The 18,338-nt window shown below is 55.3% G+C and carries 17 protein-coding genes; 11 read left to right on the top strand and 6 right to left on the bottom strand.

What is annotated here, in order from left to right; translation table 11 throughout:
• The first annotated feature begins 245 nt into the window (after nucleotides 1-245).
• Nucleotides 246-2,654 (top strand): phenylalanine--tRNA ligase subunit beta, encoded by a 2,409-nt coding sequence (pheT, locus tag AAC622_RS11665; protein ID WP_340262754.1) that lies wholly within the window; start codon nucleotides 246-248, stop codon nucleotides 2,652-2,654.
• On the opposite strand, the gene AAC622_RS11660 is transcribed toward pheT, so the two are convergent.
• From AAC622_RS11660 to ilvD, 4 genes are all read right to left on the bottom strand, one after another.
• Nucleotides 2,651-2,911 carry a hypothetical protein gene (locus AAC622_RS11660; protein ID WP_340262751.1) on the bottom strand — a complete coding sequence of 87 codons (261 nt, stop codon included), beginning with the start codon at nucleotides 2,909-2,911 and terminating at the stop codon, nucleotides 2,651-2,653. The genes pheT and AAC622_RS11660 overlap by 4 nt on opposite strands.
• Nucleotides 2,912-3,028: 117 nt before the next feature.
• Nucleotides 3,029-3,805, bottom strand: a complete 777-nt coding sequence (locus tag AAC622_RS11655; RefSeq protein ID WP_340262749.1) for a DUF6478 family protein — start codon at nucleotides 3,803-3,805, stop codon at nucleotides 3,029-3,031.
• An 87-nt stretch (nucleotides 3,806-3,892) separates the two neighbouring features.
• Entirely contained in the window at nucleotides 3,893-4,753 is an 861-nt protein-coding gene (locus AAC622_RS11650) for a hypothetical protein (protein WP_340262747.1), read from the bottom strand.
• A complete protein-coding gene (ilvD, locus tag AAC622_RS11645) occupies nucleotides 4,734-6,467 on the bottom strand; it encodes a dihydroxy-acid dehydratase (RefSeq protein ID WP_340262745.1) in 1,734 nt (577 codons plus the stop codon). Before ilvD ends, AAC622_RS11650 begins: the two co-directional genes overlap by 20 nt.
• A 156-nt stretch (nucleotides 6,468-6,623) precedes the next feature.
• On the opposite strand from ilvD, the gene AAC622_RS11640 reads away from it, so the two are divergent.
• From AAC622_RS11640 to AAC622_RS11615, 6 genes are all read left to right on the top strand, one after another.
• Nucleotides 6,624-7,538: a CPBP family intramembrane glutamic endopeptidase gene (locus tag AAC622_RS11640; RefSeq protein WP_340262742.1), complete on the top strand. Its 915-nt coding sequence runs from the start codon at nucleotides 6,624-6,626 to the stop codon at nucleotides 7,536-7,538.
• A gap of 61 nt (nucleotides 7,539-7,599) precedes the next feature.
• Complete coding sequence (accD, locus tag AAC622_RS11635) at nucleotides 7,600-8,514, top strand: acetyl-CoA carboxylase, carboxyltransferase subunit beta (protein WP_340262739.1); 915 nt, start codon at nucleotides 7,600-7,602, stop codon at nucleotides 8,512-8,514.
• Between the two features lie 2 nt (nucleotides 8,515-8,516).
• A complete protein-coding gene (locus tag AAC622_RS11630) occupies nucleotides 8,517-9,791 on the top strand; it encodes a bifunctional folylpolyglutamate synthase/dihydrofolate synthase (RefSeq protein WP_340262735.1) in 1,275 nt (424 codons plus the stop codon).
• A gap of 40 nt (nucleotides 9,792-9,831) precedes the next feature.
• Complete coding sequence (locus AAC622_RS11625) at nucleotides 9,832-10,779, top strand: AEC family transporter (RefSeq protein ID WP_340262732.1); 948 nt, start codon at nucleotides 9,832-9,834, stop codon at nucleotides 10,777-10,779.
• 17 nt (nucleotides 10,780-10,796) lie between these two features.
• Nucleotides 10,797-11,423 carry an HAD family hydrolase gene (locus AAC622_RS11620; protein ID WP_340262729.1) on the top strand — a complete coding sequence of 209 codons (627 nt, stop codon included), beginning with the start codon at nucleotides 10,797-10,799 and terminating at the stop codon, nucleotides 11,421-11,423.
• Nucleotides 11,420-12,343 (top strand): ornithine cyclodeaminase family protein, encoded by a 924-nt coding sequence (locus AAC622_RS11615; protein WP_340262727.1) that lies wholly within the window; start codon nucleotides 11,420-11,422, stop codon nucleotides 12,341-12,343. The genes AAC622_RS11620 and AAC622_RS11615 overlap by 4 nt, the downstream gene beginning before the upstream one ends.
• Here the strand turns inward: AAC622_RS11615 and AAC622_RS11610 are convergent.
• A complete protein-coding gene (locus AAC622_RS11610) occupies nucleotides 12,340-13,587 on the bottom strand; it encodes an MFS transporter (RefSeq protein WP_445322634.1) in 1,248 nt (415 codons plus the stop codon). The two genes, AAC622_RS11615 and AAC622_RS11610, sit on opposite strands and share 4 nt — an antisense overlap.
• A gap of 81 nt (nucleotides 13,588-13,668) precedes the next feature.
• Here AAC622_RS11610 and zapE point away from each other — a divergent pair, with 81 nt between their 5' ends.
• Together zapE and AAC622_RS11600 are read left to right on the top strand one after the other, a co-directional pair.
• Nucleotides 13,669-14,799: a cell division protein ZapE gene (gene zapE, locus AAC622_RS11605; protein WP_445322628.1), complete on the top strand. Its 1,131-nt coding sequence runs from the start codon at nucleotides 13,669-13,671 to the stop codon at nucleotides 14,797-14,799.
• 63 nt (nucleotides 14,800-14,862) lie between these two features.
• Nucleotides 14,863-15,480 carry a TetR/AcrR family transcriptional regulator gene (locus AAC622_RS11600; protein WP_340262721.1) on the top strand — a complete coding sequence of 206 codons (618 nt, stop codon included), beginning with the start codon at nucleotides 14,863-14,865 and terminating at the stop codon, nucleotides 15,478-15,480.
• On the opposite strand, the gene AAC622_RS11595 is transcribed toward AAC622_RS11600, so the two are convergent.
• On the bottom strand, nucleotides 15,477-15,983 hold the full coding sequence (locus tag AAC622_RS11595) for a GNAT family N-acetyltransferase (protein WP_340262718.1): 507 nt from the start codon (nucleotides 15,981-15,983) through the stop codon (nucleotides 15,477-15,479). The genes AAC622_RS11600 and AAC622_RS11595 overlap by 4 nt on opposite strands.
• Nucleotides 15,984-16,151: 168 nt before the next feature.
• Here AAC622_RS11595 and rimP point away from each other — a divergent pair, with 168 nt between their 5' ends.
• Both rimP and nusA read left to right on the top strand, forming a co-directional pair.
• Nucleotides 16,152-16,736, top strand: a complete 585-nt coding sequence (rimP, locus tag AAC622_RS11590) for a ribosome maturation factor RimP (protein ID WP_340263059.1) — start codon at nucleotides 16,152-16,154, stop codon at nucleotides 16,734-16,736.
• Nucleotides 16,737-16,742: 6 nt separating this feature from the next.
• Nucleotides 16,743-18,338 (top strand): transcription termination factor NusA, encoded by a 1,596-nt coding sequence (nusA, locus tag AAC622_RS11585; RefSeq protein WP_340262714.1) that lies wholly within the window; start codon nucleotides 16,743-16,745, stop codon nucleotides 18,336-18,338.

The raw sequence follows: 18,338 nt of genomic DNA, 5'->3' as shown, positions 1-18,338 counted from the left end.
TCAATCCCCACACCCCGCCCGAATAGCGCCAAAGGCGCCGGGCGAGCGCCTGCCCGCCCCATCGGGCTGGCGCTATGGCACCGCCTTCGTGCGTTCAGGGGTCGCCCGATCTTGAAACGATAAAGTACTGACCCCAAAACAGATCAGCGCCACCCCACGGGCAGGCGCGCGCCCTCATTCCACCCTTCCAATCACGCGCGCCGTGGTTTAATCGACATCCGACCGCTTAAACGGAGGCCCACGCCATGAAATTCACCCTGTCTTGGCTGAAAACCCATCTCGACACCACCGCTTCGGTTGAGGACATCGCCGATGCGCTGACCGATCTTGGGCTTGAGGTGGAGGGGGTCGAAAACCCCGCCGCGAAATTGGCAGGGTTTCGTCTGGGCCGCGTCACCCATGCCGAACAGCACCCAGATGCGGATCGTCTGCGCGTCTGCACCGTGGCCACCGATGAGGGGGACAAGCAAATTGTCTGCGGTGCGCCAAATGCGCGTGCAGGCATCACTGTGGTTGTCGCGCGCCCTGGTGACTATGTGCCGGGCATTGATGTGACCCTTTCGGTCGGCAAAATCCGCGGGGTTGAAAGCCACGGGATGATGTGTTCCGAGCGGGAATTAGAGCTTTCGGACGAACATAACGGCATCATCGAATTGCCATCAGGCGAGGTGGGTCAAAGCTTTGCGGATTGGTTGGCAGAGCATGATCCAGAAAAGATTGACCCTGTAATTGAAATTGCCATCACCCCGAACCGCCAAGATGCGCTTGGCGTGCGTGGCGTGGCGCGGGATTTGGCCGCGCGCGGGCTTGGCACGTTGAAGCCCTATGAGGTAGCCCCTGTCAAAGGCAGTTTCCCCTGCCCGATCTCCGTGACGATTGACACCGATACGCTTGATGGCGCGCCGCATTTCACAGGCCGCGTGATCCGTGGCGTAAAGAACGGGCCATCGCCTGCGTGGTTGCAAGCGCAGCTCAAAGCCATCGGCCTGCGCCCCATCTCCGCCTTGGTCGATATCACCAATTTCTTTACCTATGACCAAAACCGACCCTTGCACGTTTTTGATGCCGATAAAGTCAAAGGCGGTTTGCGTGTTCATCGCGCCAAAGGTGACGAAGAATTATTAGCCTTGGACGAGAAAACCTACCGCTTCGGCGCGGGCCATATGGTGATTTCCGATGACAATGGCCCCGAAAGCATCGCGGGCATCATGGGCGGTGAAGAAACGGGATGCACGGATGAAACCGTGAATGTATTTCTTGAATCGGCTTGGTGGGATCCTGTGCAAATCGCCTATACAGGGCGTGATCTGAAAATCCATTCGGATGCGCGGTATCGCTTTGAGCGCGGGGTTGACCCTGAATTCACCCGTGACGGGCTTGAGGCGGCAACGCAGATGATTCTTGATCTCTGCGGGGGCGAAGCCTCGGATGTGGTTGAGGCGGGTGCGGCGTTGAAAACGGCGCGCAGCTACAGCTTGAACCCTGCGCGCGTGATCAGCCTTGTCGGTATGGACATCCCCCGCGAGGAACAGGTGCGCATCCTGACCGCGCTTGGTTTTTCGGCCAGCGGCAGTGGCGAGACACTTGAGGTTTGGGTGCCCTCATGGCGGCGCGATGTTCAAGGTGAGGCGGATTTGGTCGAGGAAGTGGCGCGTGTCGCCTCGCTCACCAAACTGGCGCCAAAGCCCTTGCCCCGCCTCAGCACAGGCGTGACGCGCGTTGTCCTGACCCCAATGCAAAAACGTGAAGCCACAGGGCGGCGCACCCTTGCCGCTTTGGGGTATAATGAATGTGTCACCTATAGCTTTATTGATCAAAAATCTGCGGCGCTCTTTGGCGGCGGCACGGATGCGGTGCGTTTGGAAAATCCGATTTCTTCGGAAATGAGTCATATGCGTCCCGCGCTTTTGCCTGGCCTTTTGCATGCAGCAGCCCGCAATCAGGCGCGCGGCATGACAGATTTGGCCTTGTTTGAACTGGGGGCCGCGTTCCATGGTGGGGAACCTGAAGAACAGCACACGCAGGCCGCTGGTCTTTTAATCGGTCAAGCAGGCCCGCGTGATCCGCATGGGGCACGCCGCGCTGTGGATGTATTTGATGCCAAGGCCGATGCTGAAGCTGCCCTTTCGGCCATGGGTGCGCCTGCGCGGATGCAAATCATGCGCAGCGATGATCCATGGTGGCATCCCGGACGGCATGGGGTTCTATGCCTTGGCCCCAAGAAAATCTTGGGCGTTTTTGGTGAAATTCACCCCAAAATCTTGCGCGAGATGGATGTGAAAGGCCCTGCAATGGGGTTTGTTCTTTATCCAGCTGAAATTCCATTGCCCAAAAATACCACGGCCAGCCGTGGCGCCTTAGAAATCAGCGATCTGCAACCCGTAGAGCGCGATTTCGCCTTTGTCACCGATGTCACCACCGCTGCCCTTGATCTGGTCAATGCGGCCCTTGGTGCAGATAAGGCTTTGATCACCGATGTTAGCGTCTTTGACGAATTCATCGGCGGGTCACTTGGGGAAGGGCGCAAGTCAATCGCGCTAACCGTTCGGATGCAGCCGCGCGACAAAACATTGACCGAGGACGAAATCGAATCCACTGCCGCCAAAATCATTGAAAAAGTGGGTAAGGCGACGGGGGCAACCTTGCGCGGTTAATCTGCGCCCGTTTCGCTGCAATGGCGGCGAAACGCGGATTTTAGCAAATCAAATTCTGCGCGCAGCATGTCCAACTCTGCGCGCAGATCCCCCGCAATCTGCGGATCACAGACGACAGAAAACCGATCCAATACCGCCCCTGTCTCATGGCGGATGTCGACAATTTGCACCTGCGCCCCAATCAGATGTGCTGGCAGTTCAAGGCACAAATGACAGGCGCGACCCGTGCCACGCGTGGCCGTTCCGGTGGCAATCACCCTCCCATTCACAACAGCAACGCGTCCTCGGTCATATGGGCCACTGTAGCCTCATAAACCCCATCTTTCAGGCTGAACCGCGCAAGCGTCAGTTCCGTCATGCTTTGATCCCCTTACTCAAAGTTCGGCGCGCGGCATGCACACCACGAGAAAATCGCCCATCTGCAATAAGTTCATGCTGGGGCGCTCGAAAATCAGATCAATCCAGATTTTTTCAATCCGTTTGTCGTTTACTTTGGAATAGGCCATATTGAATTCGGCACTGAGCCAGCCGTTGTGCCATTCCATTTTGCGCACCATTTGCTCGGAATTCGGGCCTTGGATCACATTGACCCGCGCATAAAGGTCAATCGGGAAATCCATGCTGATATCGAGCGAAACTTGAAGAATATCCGACAGCTTAACGCTCGCCGCCCGCGCACGGGGCACATCAAGCGCCATGGATAAAAACGATCCATCAAACCGAAAAACTTCTAAGGAAATGGCAAAAGGGGCGCTTGCGTGAGGATCATTGCGCGGGGTTTGGCGCAAAATAATCTCTGATTGCGTGCAATCATGAAAAATCTTGAGCCCCCCTTTCAGATCAAAGGGGCTTTGCACCGCAACTGTGGTCGCGGGTTCAATCGGTTGAAACAAGGCATCAGGGCGATACCCCCAATGCGCAATTTCAGGCAAACCCTCTTGGCGGTCTTTTCCAATGGCGCGGCGGCGTAAATCCTGATCAGCCAATCGCGCCAACGCCATCAAATCACCTGCATAGACGATGGCCTCAGCGCGGCGCTTTTGCAAATCCGATAGGGACAGTTTGCCAAGCCGCGCTTTCAAAGCCGCGATATCGGCGTTGAATTTTATCCATCTGGCCTGCGAAAATGACGGCCTGCGCCAGAACCCCATCCCATTGCCCTCAAGCTTGGCCTGCCCCTCCCAGTCAGAGGGTGGCCTTTTTCCAGTTTAGCAAAGATAGAGGTAAGGGGATTTTCTCTAATTGAAAAGCCTACGCAGCAATCCAACCGTATCAAGTGTGCGCACAACGGTGCGCGCGGCCCGTGCGGGTGACACGGTGCGGGTGGTTGGGCGGGTTGGCGCACTGCTTCCTGAACCATCGCCGCTTTGCGCGGTGGCTTGATCACTATCATACGGGCCATCGGGCAAGGGGGTTGGTTCCGCCTCGGCCAAAATCGCGGGCTGTAAACTTGTTTGATTATTGGCCGTAGCGATTTGACTCGCAAAGGCGCGCAACGTCTCAAGGCTTTGCGCCTCGGTGAGGTTACTGTCTTCGAGCGCAAGAACACTGAGCGTGGCGATGCGGTTGCCCACATCCATATAGACGCGCCAGTAATCTTCTTTCACACCCCGAATGCTGCTGGCCGAACTGTCGCGCGCATTCAAGAAGAACACATCGCCTTGGTGAAACATATCCAGAATTTCAACCGAATTCGGATCTTGGTCGCGGCTTAACAAGCCACGCCCTTGCTCGGAGGTAAAAAATGCAGCCATTGCAGGGATATTGCTGCGCAAACTGCCCTCTGGCCCTGCCTCGGAAATGGCGGCCGTCAGGATTGAGGGATGTTCTGGCTGTGGCAGGCGCGGTGAATTTCCAATAGCGGCGCAATTTCCCAAAAGCACAAAGGCACTTATGCCGCGATCTTGGGTCGCCGCAGGATCTATGCAAAACCCATCAGGCCCAGTGACCACCAAGCGGTCACTGGTTACGGCAATTTCTGTATCCACATCTGGAAGGGGCCCCGCGTAGGGCGCCCCACCGCCCGAGCAGCCGAAAAGAAAAAGGCCCGCACCCAAGCGGGTGCAGGCCTGAACGGATTTAGATGTCCATATAGACATGCTTCTCCTCTTTGCCGCCTGGATGCGTGACCGCCCCATAGCGCGCTGAACCCACCTGTTGCGCATATTTCCAAAGCGCGCCTGTGGCGTAGATTGTTGGCTTTGCGCCTTGCCAATCGGCGCGGCGGGCTTCCAATTCGGCGTCAGACAGATCAACGCCGATCTCCCCATTGATCGCGTCAATCGTGATCATATCCCCGTTTTTCAAGAGACCGATTGGCCCACCATGGGCGGCCTCTGGCCCAACGTGACCGACACAGAAACCACGGGTCGCACCCGAGAAGCGGCCATCGGTGATAAGCGCCACTTTCTTACCCATGCCCTGACCAGACAGGGCCGCCGTGGTTGCCAACATCTCACGCATACCCGGCCCGCCAGACGGGCCTTCATTGCGGATGACAATCACTTCGCCCTCTTTGTAATCACGGGTTTGAACAGCCGCGAAAGCATCTTCTTCTGATTCAAACACGCGGGCAGGGCCTGTGAATACAAGCTGCTCTTTTGCCATACCCGCAACCTTTACGATGGCACCATCTGGGGCAAGGTTCCCTTTCAGACCGACCACACCGCCTGTTGGCGACAGGGGTTTCTCGATGGGATAGATCACGCGACCATCTGCTTCGCGGGTGATGATGTCGATCTCTTCACCAATGCTGCGACCTGTTACGGTCAAGCAATCCTCATGGATCAGACCTGCTTTCCGCAATTCTTTGAGAACGACAGGAACGCCGCCTGCCTCATACATATCTTTGGCCACATATTGGCCACCGGGTTTGAGGTCGACAAAGTAGGGGGTGTCTTTGAAAATCTCGCAGACATCAAACAGGTCGAAATCAATACCCGCCTCATGGGCGATGGCAGGCAAATGGAGGCCCGCATTGGTCGAGCCACCTGTGCAGGCCACAACGCGCGCCGCGTTCTCAAGGCTTTTGCGGGTCACGATATCGCGGGCGCGGATGTTCTTTTCGATAAGCTTCATCACAGCTTCGCCCGAAGCCACGCCATATTGGTCGCGGGACTCGTAAGGCGCAGGCGCACCTGCTGAATTGGGCAGGGCCAAACCGATGGCCTCAGATACACAGGCCATGGTGTTTGCCGTAAACTGACCGCCACAGGCACCTGCCGAAGGACAGGCTACACGTTCCAAAATAGCGAGCTGTTCGTCAGAGTAATTGCCCGCCTGATGTTGACCCACCGCCTCAAAAACGTCTTGCACGGTTACATCTTTGCCGTCCAACCGACCCGGCAGAATGGAGCCGCCATAGATAAACACCGATGGCACGTTGAGGCGCACCATGGCCATCATCATCCCGGGCAGGGATTTATCACAGCCCGCCAAACCCACCAGCGCGTCATAGCAATGCCCGCGCATGGTCAATTCGACAGTATCCGCAATCGCTTCACGCGATGCCAAAGAGGAACGCATCCCCTCATGCCCCATCGCGATCCCATCAGTCACAGTGATGGTGGTAAATTCGCGCGGCGTGCCATTGGCGTGCTTTACACCCAATTTCACCGCCTGCGCCTGACGGCTGAGCGCAATGTTACAAGGCGCTGCTTCGTTCCAGCAGGTGGCGACACCCACAAAAGGCTGCGCGATTTCGTCCTCGGTCAAGCCCATCGCATAGTAATACGAGCGATGCGGTGCGCGCGCAGGCCCTTGCGTCACGTGACGGCTTGGCAGTTTGGACTTATCGAATTTGCTCTGCGACATGGCAGCCTCCCTTGGGGTCGATAGAAATGTTACACTCGGCATAAACTTTGGGCCCCTGCGGCACAAGCGCGATTGGAAAAAGACCCATGAAACCTAAGTTTCAGACTATAGAAGGGCCGTTTATGGGTTCAAGCGGAATGGGGATTTAAAGCGCTGATGCTTCGGGGATTTTTTGCACCACAAAATCAGCCCAATTTGATGGTGGAAGCCGCGCGGGCGCAACCTGCTTTGTGGCGGGTGATTGTTGGCATGGTCATCTGCCTTTTGACCTATGTCTTGGGGCTGTTGGCCTATTTCTATGCAATGTCGCATTTGATCGGCACAAAATTCGAAGCCGTATGGACGGCTGACCCGCAAACATCTGGCCCGAGCCTGACGCTGATCCTTCTGGGCAGTTTCGTGACCATGCTGGTTGGCCCGTTTTTTGTGGCATGGCTGCTGCATGATCGTAGCTCATTTTCACTATTTGGCCCATTGCGCCAAATGCACCGACAGTTCTGGATTGCGGTGGCGGTGTTTTCTGCCCTCGCGACACTCAGCGCGCTGATCCCGACCGATTTTGCCCTTGTGAAAAGTCTGGGCCTCAAAGAATGGTTGCTTGTGCTGCCTCTGGCCCTTGGGCTGATTGCCATCCAGACAGGGGCTGAAGAACTTCTGTTTCGCGGCTATCTTCAAAGCCAACTGGCCGCGCGGTTCAAATCCCCAATCATCTGGGCGGTTTTGCCATCCGTTCTGTTTGGTCTTGCCCATTTTGCACTTGAAGAACATGGCAGCGCGGCGTGGTATCTTGTGTTGGCCACAGGCGTTTTCGGGCTTTGCGCCGCTGATTTGACCCATCGCTTTGGCACAATCGGACCAGCGTGGGGATTTCACTTTGCGAATAATGTGATGGCAATTTTGGCTGTTTCACTGCCCGGTGCTTTGGGGGGGCTTGCCCTTTATCATTTACCGATTGCAGCCAATGATGCCGAGGCCATGGTTCCCCTCATCTTGCGCGACATTGCTGTTACAATTGTGATTTGGCTTGGCATCCGTTTTGCCCTGATATGGCGCGAAAATGCCCATCGCTGATTGCAATCTGCCGCGCCATTGCCTATTGCGAGTGTAAGGATCGGCCAATGGAAAAGACCCAATGAACTGGATCACCAACTACGTCCGCCCAAGGATCAATTCGATGTTCTCGAAGCGCGATATGCCCGAGAACCTTTGGACGAAATGCGATGAATGCGGAACCATGCTGTTCCATCGTGAATTGAGCGACAATCTGAATGTCTGCACAAATTGCGATCATCACATGGTCATCACCCCGCGAGAGCGGTTCAATGCCTTGTTCGATGGCGGTATTTTCACCGAGGTCGAAGTGCCAAAGCCAATTGCAGACCCGCTGCAATTCCGCGACCAAAAGCGCTATCCCGACCGCATGAAGGCGGCACAGAAATCCACGGGCGAATCCGATGCGATGCTTGTGGCCGAGGGTGAAATGGGGCGCACGCCCATCGTGGCCTGTGCGCAAGATTTCAGCTTCATGGGCGGCTCAATGGGGATGTATGTTGGCAATGCCATCATTGCTGCTGCCGAGCGCGCGGTTAAATTAAAGCGCCCTCTGATCCTGTTCTCCGCCGCAGGTGGCGCGCGGATGCAAGAGGGTATCCTCAGCCTGATGCAAATGCCCCGCACCACAGTTGCGGTAAATATGCTCAAAGAGGCGAACCTGCCTTATATCGTGGTTCTGACCCATCCAACCACTGGAGGCGTAACCGCCTCTTATGCGATGCTCGGCGATGTACAGATTGCCGAACCAAATGCGTTGATCTGCTTTGCTGGGCCAAGGGTGATTGAGCAAACCATTCGTGAAAAATTGCCCGAAGGGTTCCAACGCGCCGAATATCTGTTGGATCACGGGATGCTTGACCGCGTGACCCATCGCACCGCGTTGCGCGATGAGTTGATCTCGATCCTTAGGATGCTGATGGGCATGGAACCCCCAGTCAAAGGAGATCTGCCCGCCCCAAGTGAGGCTGCGCCAAACGAGGCGGAGGCAAAATAAAAGTGAGCACCCCCCGCTCGGATCTCTTGTTGGAGCGCATGATGGCGCTTCACCCAAAGATAATTGACCTGACGCTCGATAGAATGTGGCGGATCTTGGCCGCCCTTGGTGATCCGCAACAGGCGTTGCCCCCTGTCATTCATATCGCGGGCACCAATGGCAAAGGGTCGACCCTCGCCTATATTCGCGCGGGGCTTGAGGCGGCAGGGAAAAGCGCACATGCCTATACATCACCGCATTTGGCACGGTTTCATGAACGCATTCGATTGGCGGGAACGCTGATTGACGAAAACTACCTATCTGACATTCTTGATGAATGTTTGGCGGCCAATGGCCCAGATGCGATTACCTATTTCGAAATCACCACCGCCGCCGCGCTTTTGGCATTTGCCAGAAATCCTGCCGATTACACGCTGTTAGAGGTAGGTTTGGGTGGACGTTTGGATGCAACCAATGTCATCGACAGCCCCGCATTAAGCGTGATCACCCCCGTTGATCTCGACCATCAACAATATCTTGGCGATACAATCGAGGATATCGCAGGCGAAAAGGCAGGTATTATCAAGCGCGGGCGTCCCTTAATTGTTGCCCCGCAGAAAGAGGCCGCACTGGAGGTGATCGAAGCACGCGCCGCGCGGCTTGGCGCGCCCATCTATGCCTATGGCCAACACTGGCATGTTACGACCGAAGAAGGGCGATTAATTTTTCAAGATGAAACAGGCCTTTTAGACTTGCCGCTGCCCGCCCTTGCGGGCCCCCATCAAATCCAAAATGCAGGCACGGCCCTTGCCGCAATGCGGGTATTGGGTTTGGACGAGGCGGCCTGCGAGGGTGCCATGCGCAACGTCACTTGGCCCGCGCGCATGCAGCGCCTGCGTCAAGGGCCGCTGTTTGACACTGCACCCGATGCTGAACTTTGGCTTGATGGGGGGCACAACCCCCATGCCGCGCTTGCCATTGCGGCCACGCTCAAAGGCTTGCCCCAGCGCGAGACGCATTTGATTTGCGGCATGCTGAACACAAAAGATGTGACAGGCTTCATGGCACCACTTGCGCCCTTCGCCTCATCGCTGCACGCTGTCTCAATTCACGGCCAAGCCGCAACACTGAGTTCCGAGGACACAAAGGCAGCCGCAACCCGTGCAGGTATAGCGGCCCAAACCGCACCAGATGTGATCAGCGCCTTGCGCGACATCTGCGCCACAACCCCGAATGCGCGGGTTTTGATCTGTGGTTCCCTTTACTTGGCGGGCGAAATTCTAAAAGAAAACGGCTAGGCTACTAGACAGCGCCTGCACTCTGGCCTAGCCGTATTTCATGCTCGCGATATTCATCAAAACACTTCCATTTTTTGCGCTGATCGGTGTGGGTTTCCTCGCCGCGTATCGTGGGTTTTTCACGCAAAGCGCGACCGCCTATCTGACAAAATTCGTGTTTTACTTCGCGCTATCGGCCATGTTGTTTCGCTTTGCCTCGACCTTATCGCTTGGCGATATTTTCAATTGGAATTTCATCGGGGCCTATCTGTTTGGGTGTTTCGCGATTTATGCGCTTTCGACTGTCGTTGCCTTGATCCGAAAGCGGCCCGCTTCGGAAGCTGCGATCGAAGCGCAATGTGCCGTGATCGGGAATACAGGTTTCTTGGGCGTGCCGATGTTGGTGGTTTTGATGGGGCCTGCGGCGGCGGGGCCTGTCTTGATGATCTTGGCCACTGATTTGATCGTTTTCTCAAGCTTGATCGTGATCATTATCACGGCAAGCCGCGATGGCCGCATGAGCCTGACTATTTTCCGCTCAATCGCGATTGGGTTGGTTGAAAATCCGATGATTGTGTCGATGGTCGCGGGGCTATCCGTCTCTGCCGCGGGGCTAAGCCTTCCTGCGCCTGTGGATGAATTCATGGCGCTTTTGGGGGCGGCGGCGACCCCATGTGCGCTCTTCGCAATTGGGGCGTCATTGGCAGGCAAATCAACCGAGCGGGCTTCGGTCGCGCTTTGGCTGTCCTTCGCCAAGCTGATCTTACACCCTGCCGCAGTCGCCATTGGTGCGCTTATAATTTTCGAGGTTGATCCCTATGCCGCTGCAGTGATGATCGCGGCCTCCGCGCTGCCTGTGGCAGGAAATATCTATATGCTGGCGCAGCATTACAATGTGGCCCAGCAACGGGTGTCTGCCTCGATTCTGATGTCGACCGCTATTTCCATCCTCACTGTGTCGCTTGTGATCGGATGGCTGTCTCAAATGGCGGGCCTCAGCCTGCCTTGATCGCGAAAGGTTTGATCATGTCCAAGATTGAAGCGGTGATTTTTGACATCGGCAATGTGCTGATTGAATGGCAGCCCGAGCGGTTCTACGACCGCACCATCGGGGAAGCGCGCCGCCGCGAGATGTTTGCCGCTGTGGATTTGCACGGCATGAATGACCGCGTGGATTTAGGTGAAGGGTTCCGCGATATCATTTATGAAACGGCAGAAGCCTATCCTGAGTTTCGCGCGGAAATTCGGATGTGGCATGATCACTGGTTGGAATTGGCAAACCCTGTGATTGATCATTCCGTGATGCTCTTACGCCGCCTTCGTGCCAAGAATGTGCCCGTCTTCGCATTGACCAATTTCGGGATTGAGAGCTTTGCCTATGCGCAAGAGCATTTCGATTTTCTGAACGAATTCGACCACGCCTATGTCTCTGGCCATATGGGGGTGATCAAACCCAATCCAACCATTTATCAAATGGTCGAGGATCATTGCAAAATCGCGCCAGAGGCGCTTTTGTTTGCAGATGATCGCCCTGACAACATCACCGCGGCCGAGGCGCGTGGATGGAATGCGCATCTGTTTACAGCGCCACACGGATGGGGCGAAGTCTTGGTCGACCATGGCCTTCTAAAAAAGGATGAAGCAGGACTATGACACAAACCCCCTTCCAAATCATCGGGCCCGAGGCCGAAGCCAAGCTTGATTGGCTCAAACTTGGCGCGGCGTTGGAGGCGGGGCATATGCTACCGCGCGCGGAAATTTCGGATAATTTCCTCTATCGCGGCAAGGACACGTTGCTCAATCGCGCCGCATGGATTGACGGGCTTGGCCTCTTGATAAAATCGGCCACAATCTTTCCTGAGAACGCCGCGCAAAATTTGCCCACCGTGAATGGCGGTGCGGCGCTTTACAGCGATAAGAATGGCCTTCTTGAGGCTTTGGTCGATTTCCATCTTTTGACCAAATATAAGACCGCAGGCGATAGCCTATTCGCCGCGATGAAACTGGCGCGACCCGAGAGTAAAACCATTTTGATCGTTGGCGCAGGCACAGTTGGCCGCTCGTTGCGCGCGGCTTATGGCGCGGGGTTTCCTGAGGCGCGCTTCTTGATCTGGAACCGCAATATAGCGCGGGCCGAGGCCCTTGCCCGTGATTTCTCCAATACGGATGTCGTCGAAAGCCTAGCGGATGCCGTGCAGCATGCCGATATTGTCACCTGTGCAACCATGGTGACAGAGCCCATCTTGCAGGGTGAATGGCTGAAGGCGGGACAGCATATTGACCTCATCGGGGCCTATCGCCCCGATATGCGCGAGGCGGATGATGCTGCGCTCAAAAAGGCGCGCATCTTTGTCGACAGCCGTGCCACCACGATTGAGCACATTGGCGAATTGAAACGCCCCATCGCGGCGGGGGTGATCACAGCAGATGATGTTGTGGCCGATTATTACGACATCGCCTCTGGCGCCTTTGCGCGGGGCAATAACACAGAAATCACGCTGTTCAAAAACGGCGGTGGCGCACATCTTGACCTCATGACCGCCGCCTATATCCGTGACGCGGTGAAGGGTTAGGCGGCCAGCGCCCGCTCGCGCAGGGGGCTTTCTTTCACGGGCAAATGGACGATGGCCGAAAGAAGCCCCACGCCAACACCCACCCACCAAACCGTGGTGTAGGTGCCATGCAGGTCATACATCCAACCGCCAAGCCAAACCCCGATGAAGCTGCCCAATTGATGGCTAAAGAACACGATACCATAAAGCGTGCCCATATAGCGGAGCCCATAAATATACCCCACAAGTCCTGAGGTCAGCGGCACTGTGGCTAACCACAACGCGCCCATCGTGACCGAAAACACAATTACCGTCACGGGCGTGATCGGCATTAAAATGAACGCCGCCGCAATAATGGTGCGGCCAAAATAGATGCCCGCAAGCAGGTACTTCTTAGAATAGCGTTTGCCCAAATAGCCCGCCAAAATCGTGCCACCAATATTGGCCAAGCCAATCAGCGAGATCGACACAGCCCCAAGCGCAGATGTGGTCGTGATGCCCAAAGAATGTAGGAAAGACCCAGGCTCGATCGGGCCGCAAAGTTCAGTCACAAAGGCGGGAAAATGCGCGGTGACAAAGGCAAGCTGATACCCACAGGAAAAGAAGCCGATAAAAATCAGACTGAAAGAGGGATCGCGAAATGCTTTGCCCAAAATCGTGCTCATGCTTTCTTCAAGTTCTGCCTTGGATAGGGGCGCGGGCGCGCGCAGCATGGGAAGGAATAAAAGCGCGGCCAAAATTGCCGCTGCAAAGATCAAAAAGACGCTTTGCCATGGCATCACGGCCAACAGCGCCTCTGCCACAGGCGCACCAAAGACCTGACCTGCAGAGCCCGCCGCAGTCGCAATCCCAAGCGCGAGTGAGCGATGCTCATCCGATGCGGCGCGGCCCACAATCGCCAAGATCACGCCAAAGCCCGTGCCCGCAACGCCAAAGCCCACAAGAATTTCCAAAAGCTGATGCGCGCCGGGCGTGATTGCATAAGCCGAAAACACCAAACCCGCCGCATACAACAAAGCGCCAATGATAATGGCTTTGCGATACCCAAATTTCTCGGCAATCGCGCCAAAAATCGGCTGCCCCACGCCCCAAGCAAGGCTTTGAATGGCAATGGCCAAAGAAAATTCGGCTCGCAGCCAACCAAATTCGTCCGCTATGGGAATTTGAAAAACCCCAAAACTTGCCCGAATGGAAAAGCTGATCATAATGATAAAACAGCCCCCGATGAGGACGGGGGTGAAAATCGAATTGCGCTGCATCTTCATTTGTCCTGTCAAAGGCCACAGGCCTGTCATGCTGCGACAGAGATTGCGCCGCAAGCCCAAGAGCGTCAATGCTGATTGCGCATGCAATCCCTCTGGCCAGAGGGGCCAGAGATGTCCTATGAGGCGCTTATGTCGCAACATTTAACCGCCATATACGACACCCGCGTCAGCGAAGGCTTATTGCGCGCAGACCCCGCCCAACGCGAGGTTTTGCATCGGTTTGAATCCTTGCGCGAAACGCTTGAGGCGCGGCCAAAATCAGGGCTTCTTGCACGTTTCTTTTTGGAAAAACCACAATCTGGCCAACATAGTCGCGGATTTTATGTCTGGGGCGGGGTTGGGCGCGGGAAATCCATGATTATGGATTTGTTCTTTGCGCACACGGCGATTAACGGGAAACGCCGCGTCCATTTTCACGCCTTTATGCAAGAAATCCAATCAGCCCTGCACGAGGCGCGTAAAACAGGCACAGATGATGCGTTGAAACCCGTGGCCGAGGCGATTTCAAAAGACCTGCGCCTGCTGTGTTTTGACGAGATGCAAATCACCGATATCACCGATGCCATGATTGTAGGCCGCCTCTTTGAGGCATTGTTCAAGGCAGGGGTGAGCATCGTCACCACCTCCAATCGCCCCCCAAAAGATTTGTATAAGGACGGGTTGAACCGACAGCTATTTGTGCCGTTCATCACGCTTTTAGAGCAAGAATTAGAGGTGATTGAAATGCAATCACCCACCGATTACCGCCAAGACAGATTGTCAGGCGAAACCACCTATTTCACGCCCATCACCGCGGCCACGCGCCAAAGCCTTGATAAGATTTGGCACGATCTGACCCATGGGCAGGAAGAACCCCTCGATTTAGAGATCAAAGGCCGCCATGTCGTCATCCCGCATTATTGGGCGGGCATGGCCCGCGCCGATTTCTGGGAGCTGTGCGGCAAACCTTTAGGCGCGGGTGATTATCTGGCGCTCACTGGGGCGGTGAAATTGCTGATGTTGGAAAACGTCCCGCGTCTTGGCATCGACAATTTCAACGAGGCAAAACGCTTTGTCACCCTCATTGATGCGCTGTACGAGGCAGGTATCCGGGTGATCCTATCTGCCGATGATGTGCCAGAACATCTTTACGCCGAGGGCACGGGTAGTTTCGAATTTGAACGCACCGCCAGCCGCCTGCGCGAGATGCAATCGGCGGATTGGGGCCAATAGATTGCGGCAAGGCTTGCAAAAACTGAACTGATCGGTTTACAATCAGGTCAGGGAGTATGCGCCATGAACATGCAAGCACAGACACGCAAAGGTCGGAAATTCGATCAAGTCATTAATGGCGCGCGTAATATTTTCCTAAGCCAAGGGTTCGAAGGGGCAAGTGTCGATGTGATCGCGCGCCAAGCGGGCGTGTCCAAAGCCACGCTTTATTCGTATTTCCTCGACAAGCAAGCGTTGTTTATGGCGGTTCTGAACAAAGAATGCGACCTGCAACGCCGCGCGCAAATGGATATCGAATTTCTGCAGCGCGATGTGCGCGATGCCTTGCACCATTTGGCCTATTCGATGCTTGAATTCCTGATGTCAGACGAAGGTGTCTCGATCTTCCGCGTCTGCGTAGCTGAGGCCCAAAGGTTCCCCGAATTGGGGCGTGCTTTCTATGAAACAGGCCCTTCAACGGCCATGTCCCATGTCGCGGGCTATCTCAGCACGCCAAAGGTGGGCAATATGCTTGATATAGATGACCCGATGAAGGCGGCGGATTTGTTCATGAAGCTGTGCCGTGGTGATCTGATGCTGCGCCGTCTTTTATGTGTCAGCAGCGAAGCCACCCATCAAGAAGTGTCCGAAGCCGCAGATGAGGTGGTGGCTACATTTATGGCACGGTATCGCAAGGCCTAATCTACAAGAGATTTGAACATCACAAGGGCGTCCACCAATCCTTTGCTTGGATGATCAAAGGCTTGTGGCAAACGTCCCACAATCCCGAAACCTGCCTTTTGCCATGTCGCAACCGCGCGCCTGTTTTCGGAGACGACAAAGTTATACTGCATCCCGCGATAACCTTCGGCGCGGGCAGTCTGCAGCGAATGCGCCAACATCACGCGCGCAATCCCGCGCCCCTGCGCTGCTGTGGCAGTGATATAGCCGCAATTGCAGATATGGGCGCCGCCGCCCGCCTGATTGGGACGGATGTAATAGGTGCCAACGACCTCACCCCCCTGTTCCGCTATAAACACGGACTTTTCGGGGGCCGTCCAAAAGGCTACGGCATCGGCCTCGGATATGTCTGGGTCGACTGAATATGTATCACCCGCCCGAAACACGGGCAGCAACAGGGAAACAAGCGCCGCATCATCTTGGGCCGTTTTTGGTCGAATTGTGATTTCGGTTTTCGCGTTCATGTTGTGCAAATGGCCACGCCGCGCCCCAAAGCGCAAGATGGCAGCTTGCTATAACCCCCGATTCTCTCTATATGACAGCTCAACAGGTGCTTGGGGGTCCAAACTCCACGCTCCACCCTAGATGCTTCCGCGGGCCCTGTGGCCCGTTTTTTTATGTCCATAGGTCTTATGTCCAACCTGATCGCAAAATCGAGCATTGATCGCCGCATGGCTGAGATCATTACCCCTGTCATCGAAGATATGGGGTTTGAACTGGTGCGCGTGCGCCTGATGGGCGGCGAGACAAAAACCCTGCAGGTGATGGCAGACCGCCCCGATGGCGGGATCAATGTGGATGATTGCGCCGATATCTCAACAGCGATTTCGGCAAGCCTTGATGTCGAAGACCCGATTGAGGGGGCCTATAACCTCGAAGTTTCTAGCCCCGGTATCGACCGCCCGCTGACGCGGTTGAAGGATTTCGATATCTGGCAGGGCTATGAAGCCAAACTTGAAACAAGCGAAATGATCGATGGCCGTAAACGCTTTAAGGGTGTTTTGGCGGGGATCGAAAACGATGAAGTGCTTATCAATGTTGAACAAGGTGGCGAGACAGTCACCCTTGGCCTCAATTTTGATTGGCTTTCAGATGCGAAGCTCGTTCTGACCGATGACCTGATCGCCGAGATGCTGCGCCAGCGCAAAGCCTCGGGGGTCACTGACGAAACCCAATTTGATGAAATCACGCAAGAGCCCGAAGAGGCGGAGGACTGAAAATCCATGGCTATTACATCAGCAAACCAACTTGAGCTGTTGCAAACAGCAGAGGCCGTTGCCCGCGAAAAGATGATCGACCCCGATCTGGTCATCGTGGCAATGGAAGAAAGCCTCGCCCGCGCCGCGAAATCGCGTTACGGCTCGGAACTGGATATCCGCGTTTCGATTGATCGCAAGACAGGCCGCGCGACATTTACCCGTGTCCGCACTGTGGTTGAGGAAATCGAAAACCATTTCGTTGAAATGACACTGCGCGATGCGCGTGCCTATAAGGCGGATGCAGAAATCGGTGACGAGATCATTGACGAAGTGCCCCCTGTTGAAATGGGCCGTATCGCCGCGCAAAGCGCCAAGCAGGTGATCCTGCAAAAAGTGCGCGAAGCTGAGCGTGATCGCCAATATGAAGAATTCAAAGACCGCGCAGGCACAATCATTAATGGTGTGGTAAAGCGCGAAGAATATGGCAATGTGATTGTCGATATTGGCCGTGGCGAAGCCGTTTTGCGCCGTAATGAAAAAATTGGGCGCGAAAGCTATCGCCCCAATGAGCGCATCCGCTGCTATATCAAAGATGTCCGCCGCGAAGCGCGCGGCCCTCAGGTTTTCCTCAGCCGCACCGCGCCCGAATTCATGGCGGAATTGTTTAAGATGGAAGTGCCTGAAATTTACGATGGCATCATCGATATCAAGGCCGTTGCCCGTGACCCAGGCTCTCGCGCAAAGATCGCGGTGATTTCCTATGATAACTCAATTGATCCCGTTGGTGCTTGTGTGGGTATGCGCGGCAGCCGCGTGCAGGCCGTGGTGAACGAGTTGCAGGGCGAAAAAATTGACATCATTCCATGGAATGAGGACGCCCCAACCTTCCTTGTGAACGCGCTGCAACCTGCCGAAGTGACCAAGGTGGTTTTGGACGAAGATGCAGGGAAAATCGAAGTTGTTGTTCCTGACGAACAGCTGTCTCTTGCCATCGGGCGCCGTGGTCAAAACGTGCGTTTGGCAAGCCAGTTGACAGGCCTTGATATCGACATCCTCACCGAAGAAGAAGAAAGCGCGCGCCGTCAGGCCGAATTCGCTGAACGCACCAAGCTGTTCATGGACACATTGGATTTGGACGAATTCTTTGCCCAACTTCTGGTATCCGAAGGCTTCACCTCTTTGGAAGAGGTTGCCTATGTCGAGCAAGAAGAATTGCTTGGCATTGATGGTGTCGATGAAGCAACCGCAGACGAGCTTCAGGCTCGTGCGCGTGACTACATCGAAGAGCAAAATCGCAAAGTCCTCGAAAGCGCCAAGGCGCTTGGTGTCGAGCAAAGCTTGATCGATTTCGAAGGGCTAACGCCACAGATGCTTGAGGCGCTTGGCCAAGATGGGGTCAAAACGCTGGAAGACTTCGCAACCTGTGCTGATTGGGAATTGGCAGGCGGTTGGACAACCGTAAACGGCGAGCGCGTCAAAGATGAAGGCGTGCTTGAGAAATTCGATGTCAGCCTCGAAGAAGCCCAGAATATGGTCATGTCCGCCCGTTTGGCCTTGGGTTGGGTAACCGAAGAAGACCTTGCATCTGATCAAGAAGACGCAGGCGAAGAAGAAGAGTAA

The organism is Roseobacter sp. HKCCA0882 (assembly GCF_037805225.1).
Lineage (GTDB): Bacteria > Pseudomonadota > Alphaproteobacteria > Rhodobacterales > Rhodobacteraceae > M30B80.
Note: the sequence above shows the minus strand (reverse complement) of the source record. Positions and strands in the feature narration are given on the sequence as shown.

Bases quoted from the DNA above. Each gene is read 5' to 3' on its own strand.
- rimP (WP_340263059.1), top strand. From the start codon at position 16,152: ATGTCCAACCTGATCGCAAAATCGAGCATTGATCGCCGCATGGCTGAG.
- AAC622_RS11600 (WP_340262721.1), top strand. From the start codon at position 14,863: ATGAACATGCAAGCACAGACACGCAAAGGTCGGAAATTCGATCAAGTC.
- AAC622_RS11595 (WP_340262718.1), bottom strand. From the start codon at position 15,983: ATGAACGCGAAAACCGAAATCACAATTCGACCAAAAACGGCCCAAGAT.
- AAC622_RS11650 (WP_340262747.1), bottom strand. From the start codon at position 4,753: ATGTCTATATGGACATCTAAATCCGTTCAGGCCTGCACCCGCTTGGGT.
- zapE (WP_445322628.1), top strand. From the start codon at position 13,669: ATGCAATCCCTCTGGCCAGAGGGGCCAGAGATGTCCTATGAGGCGCTT.
- AAC622_RS11625 (WP_340262732.1), top strand. From the start codon at position 9,832: ATGCTCGCGATATTCATCAAAACACTTCCATTTTTTGCGCTGATCGGT.
- AAC622_RS11640 (WP_340262742.1), top strand. From the start codon at position 6,624: ATGCTTCGGGGATTTTTTGCACCACAAAATCAGCCCAATTTGATGGTG.
- AAC622_RS11610 (WP_445322634.1), bottom strand. From the start codon at position 13,587: ATGAAGATGCAGCGCAATTCGATTTTCACCCCCGTCCTCATCGGGGGC.
- AAC622_RS11615 (WP_340262727.1), top strand. From the start codon at position 11,420: ATGACACAAACCCCCTTCCAAATCATCGGGCCCGAGGCCGAAGCCAAG.
- AAC622_RS11655 (WP_340262749.1), bottom strand. From the start codon at position 3,805: ATGGGGTTCTGGCGCAGGCCGTCATTTTCGCAGGCCAGATGGATAAAA.
- AAC622_RS11620 (WP_340262729.1), top strand. From the start codon at position 10,797: ATGTCCAAGATTGAAGCGGTGATTTTTGACATCGGCAATGTGCTGATT.
- nusA (WP_340262714.1), top strand. From the start codon at position 16,743: ATGGCTATTACATCAGCAAACCAACTTGAGCTGTTGCAAACAGCAGAG.
- pheT (WP_340262754.1), top strand. From the start codon at position 246: ATGAAATTCACCCTGTCTTGGCTGAAAACCCATCTCGACACCACCGCT.
- accD (WP_340262739.1), top strand. From the start codon at position 7,600: ATGAACTGGATCACCAACTACGTCCGCCCAAGGATCAATTCGATGTTC.
- ilvD (WP_340262745.1), bottom strand. From the start codon at position 6,467: ATGTCGCAGAGCAAATTCGATAAGTCCAAACTGCCAAGCCGTCACGTG.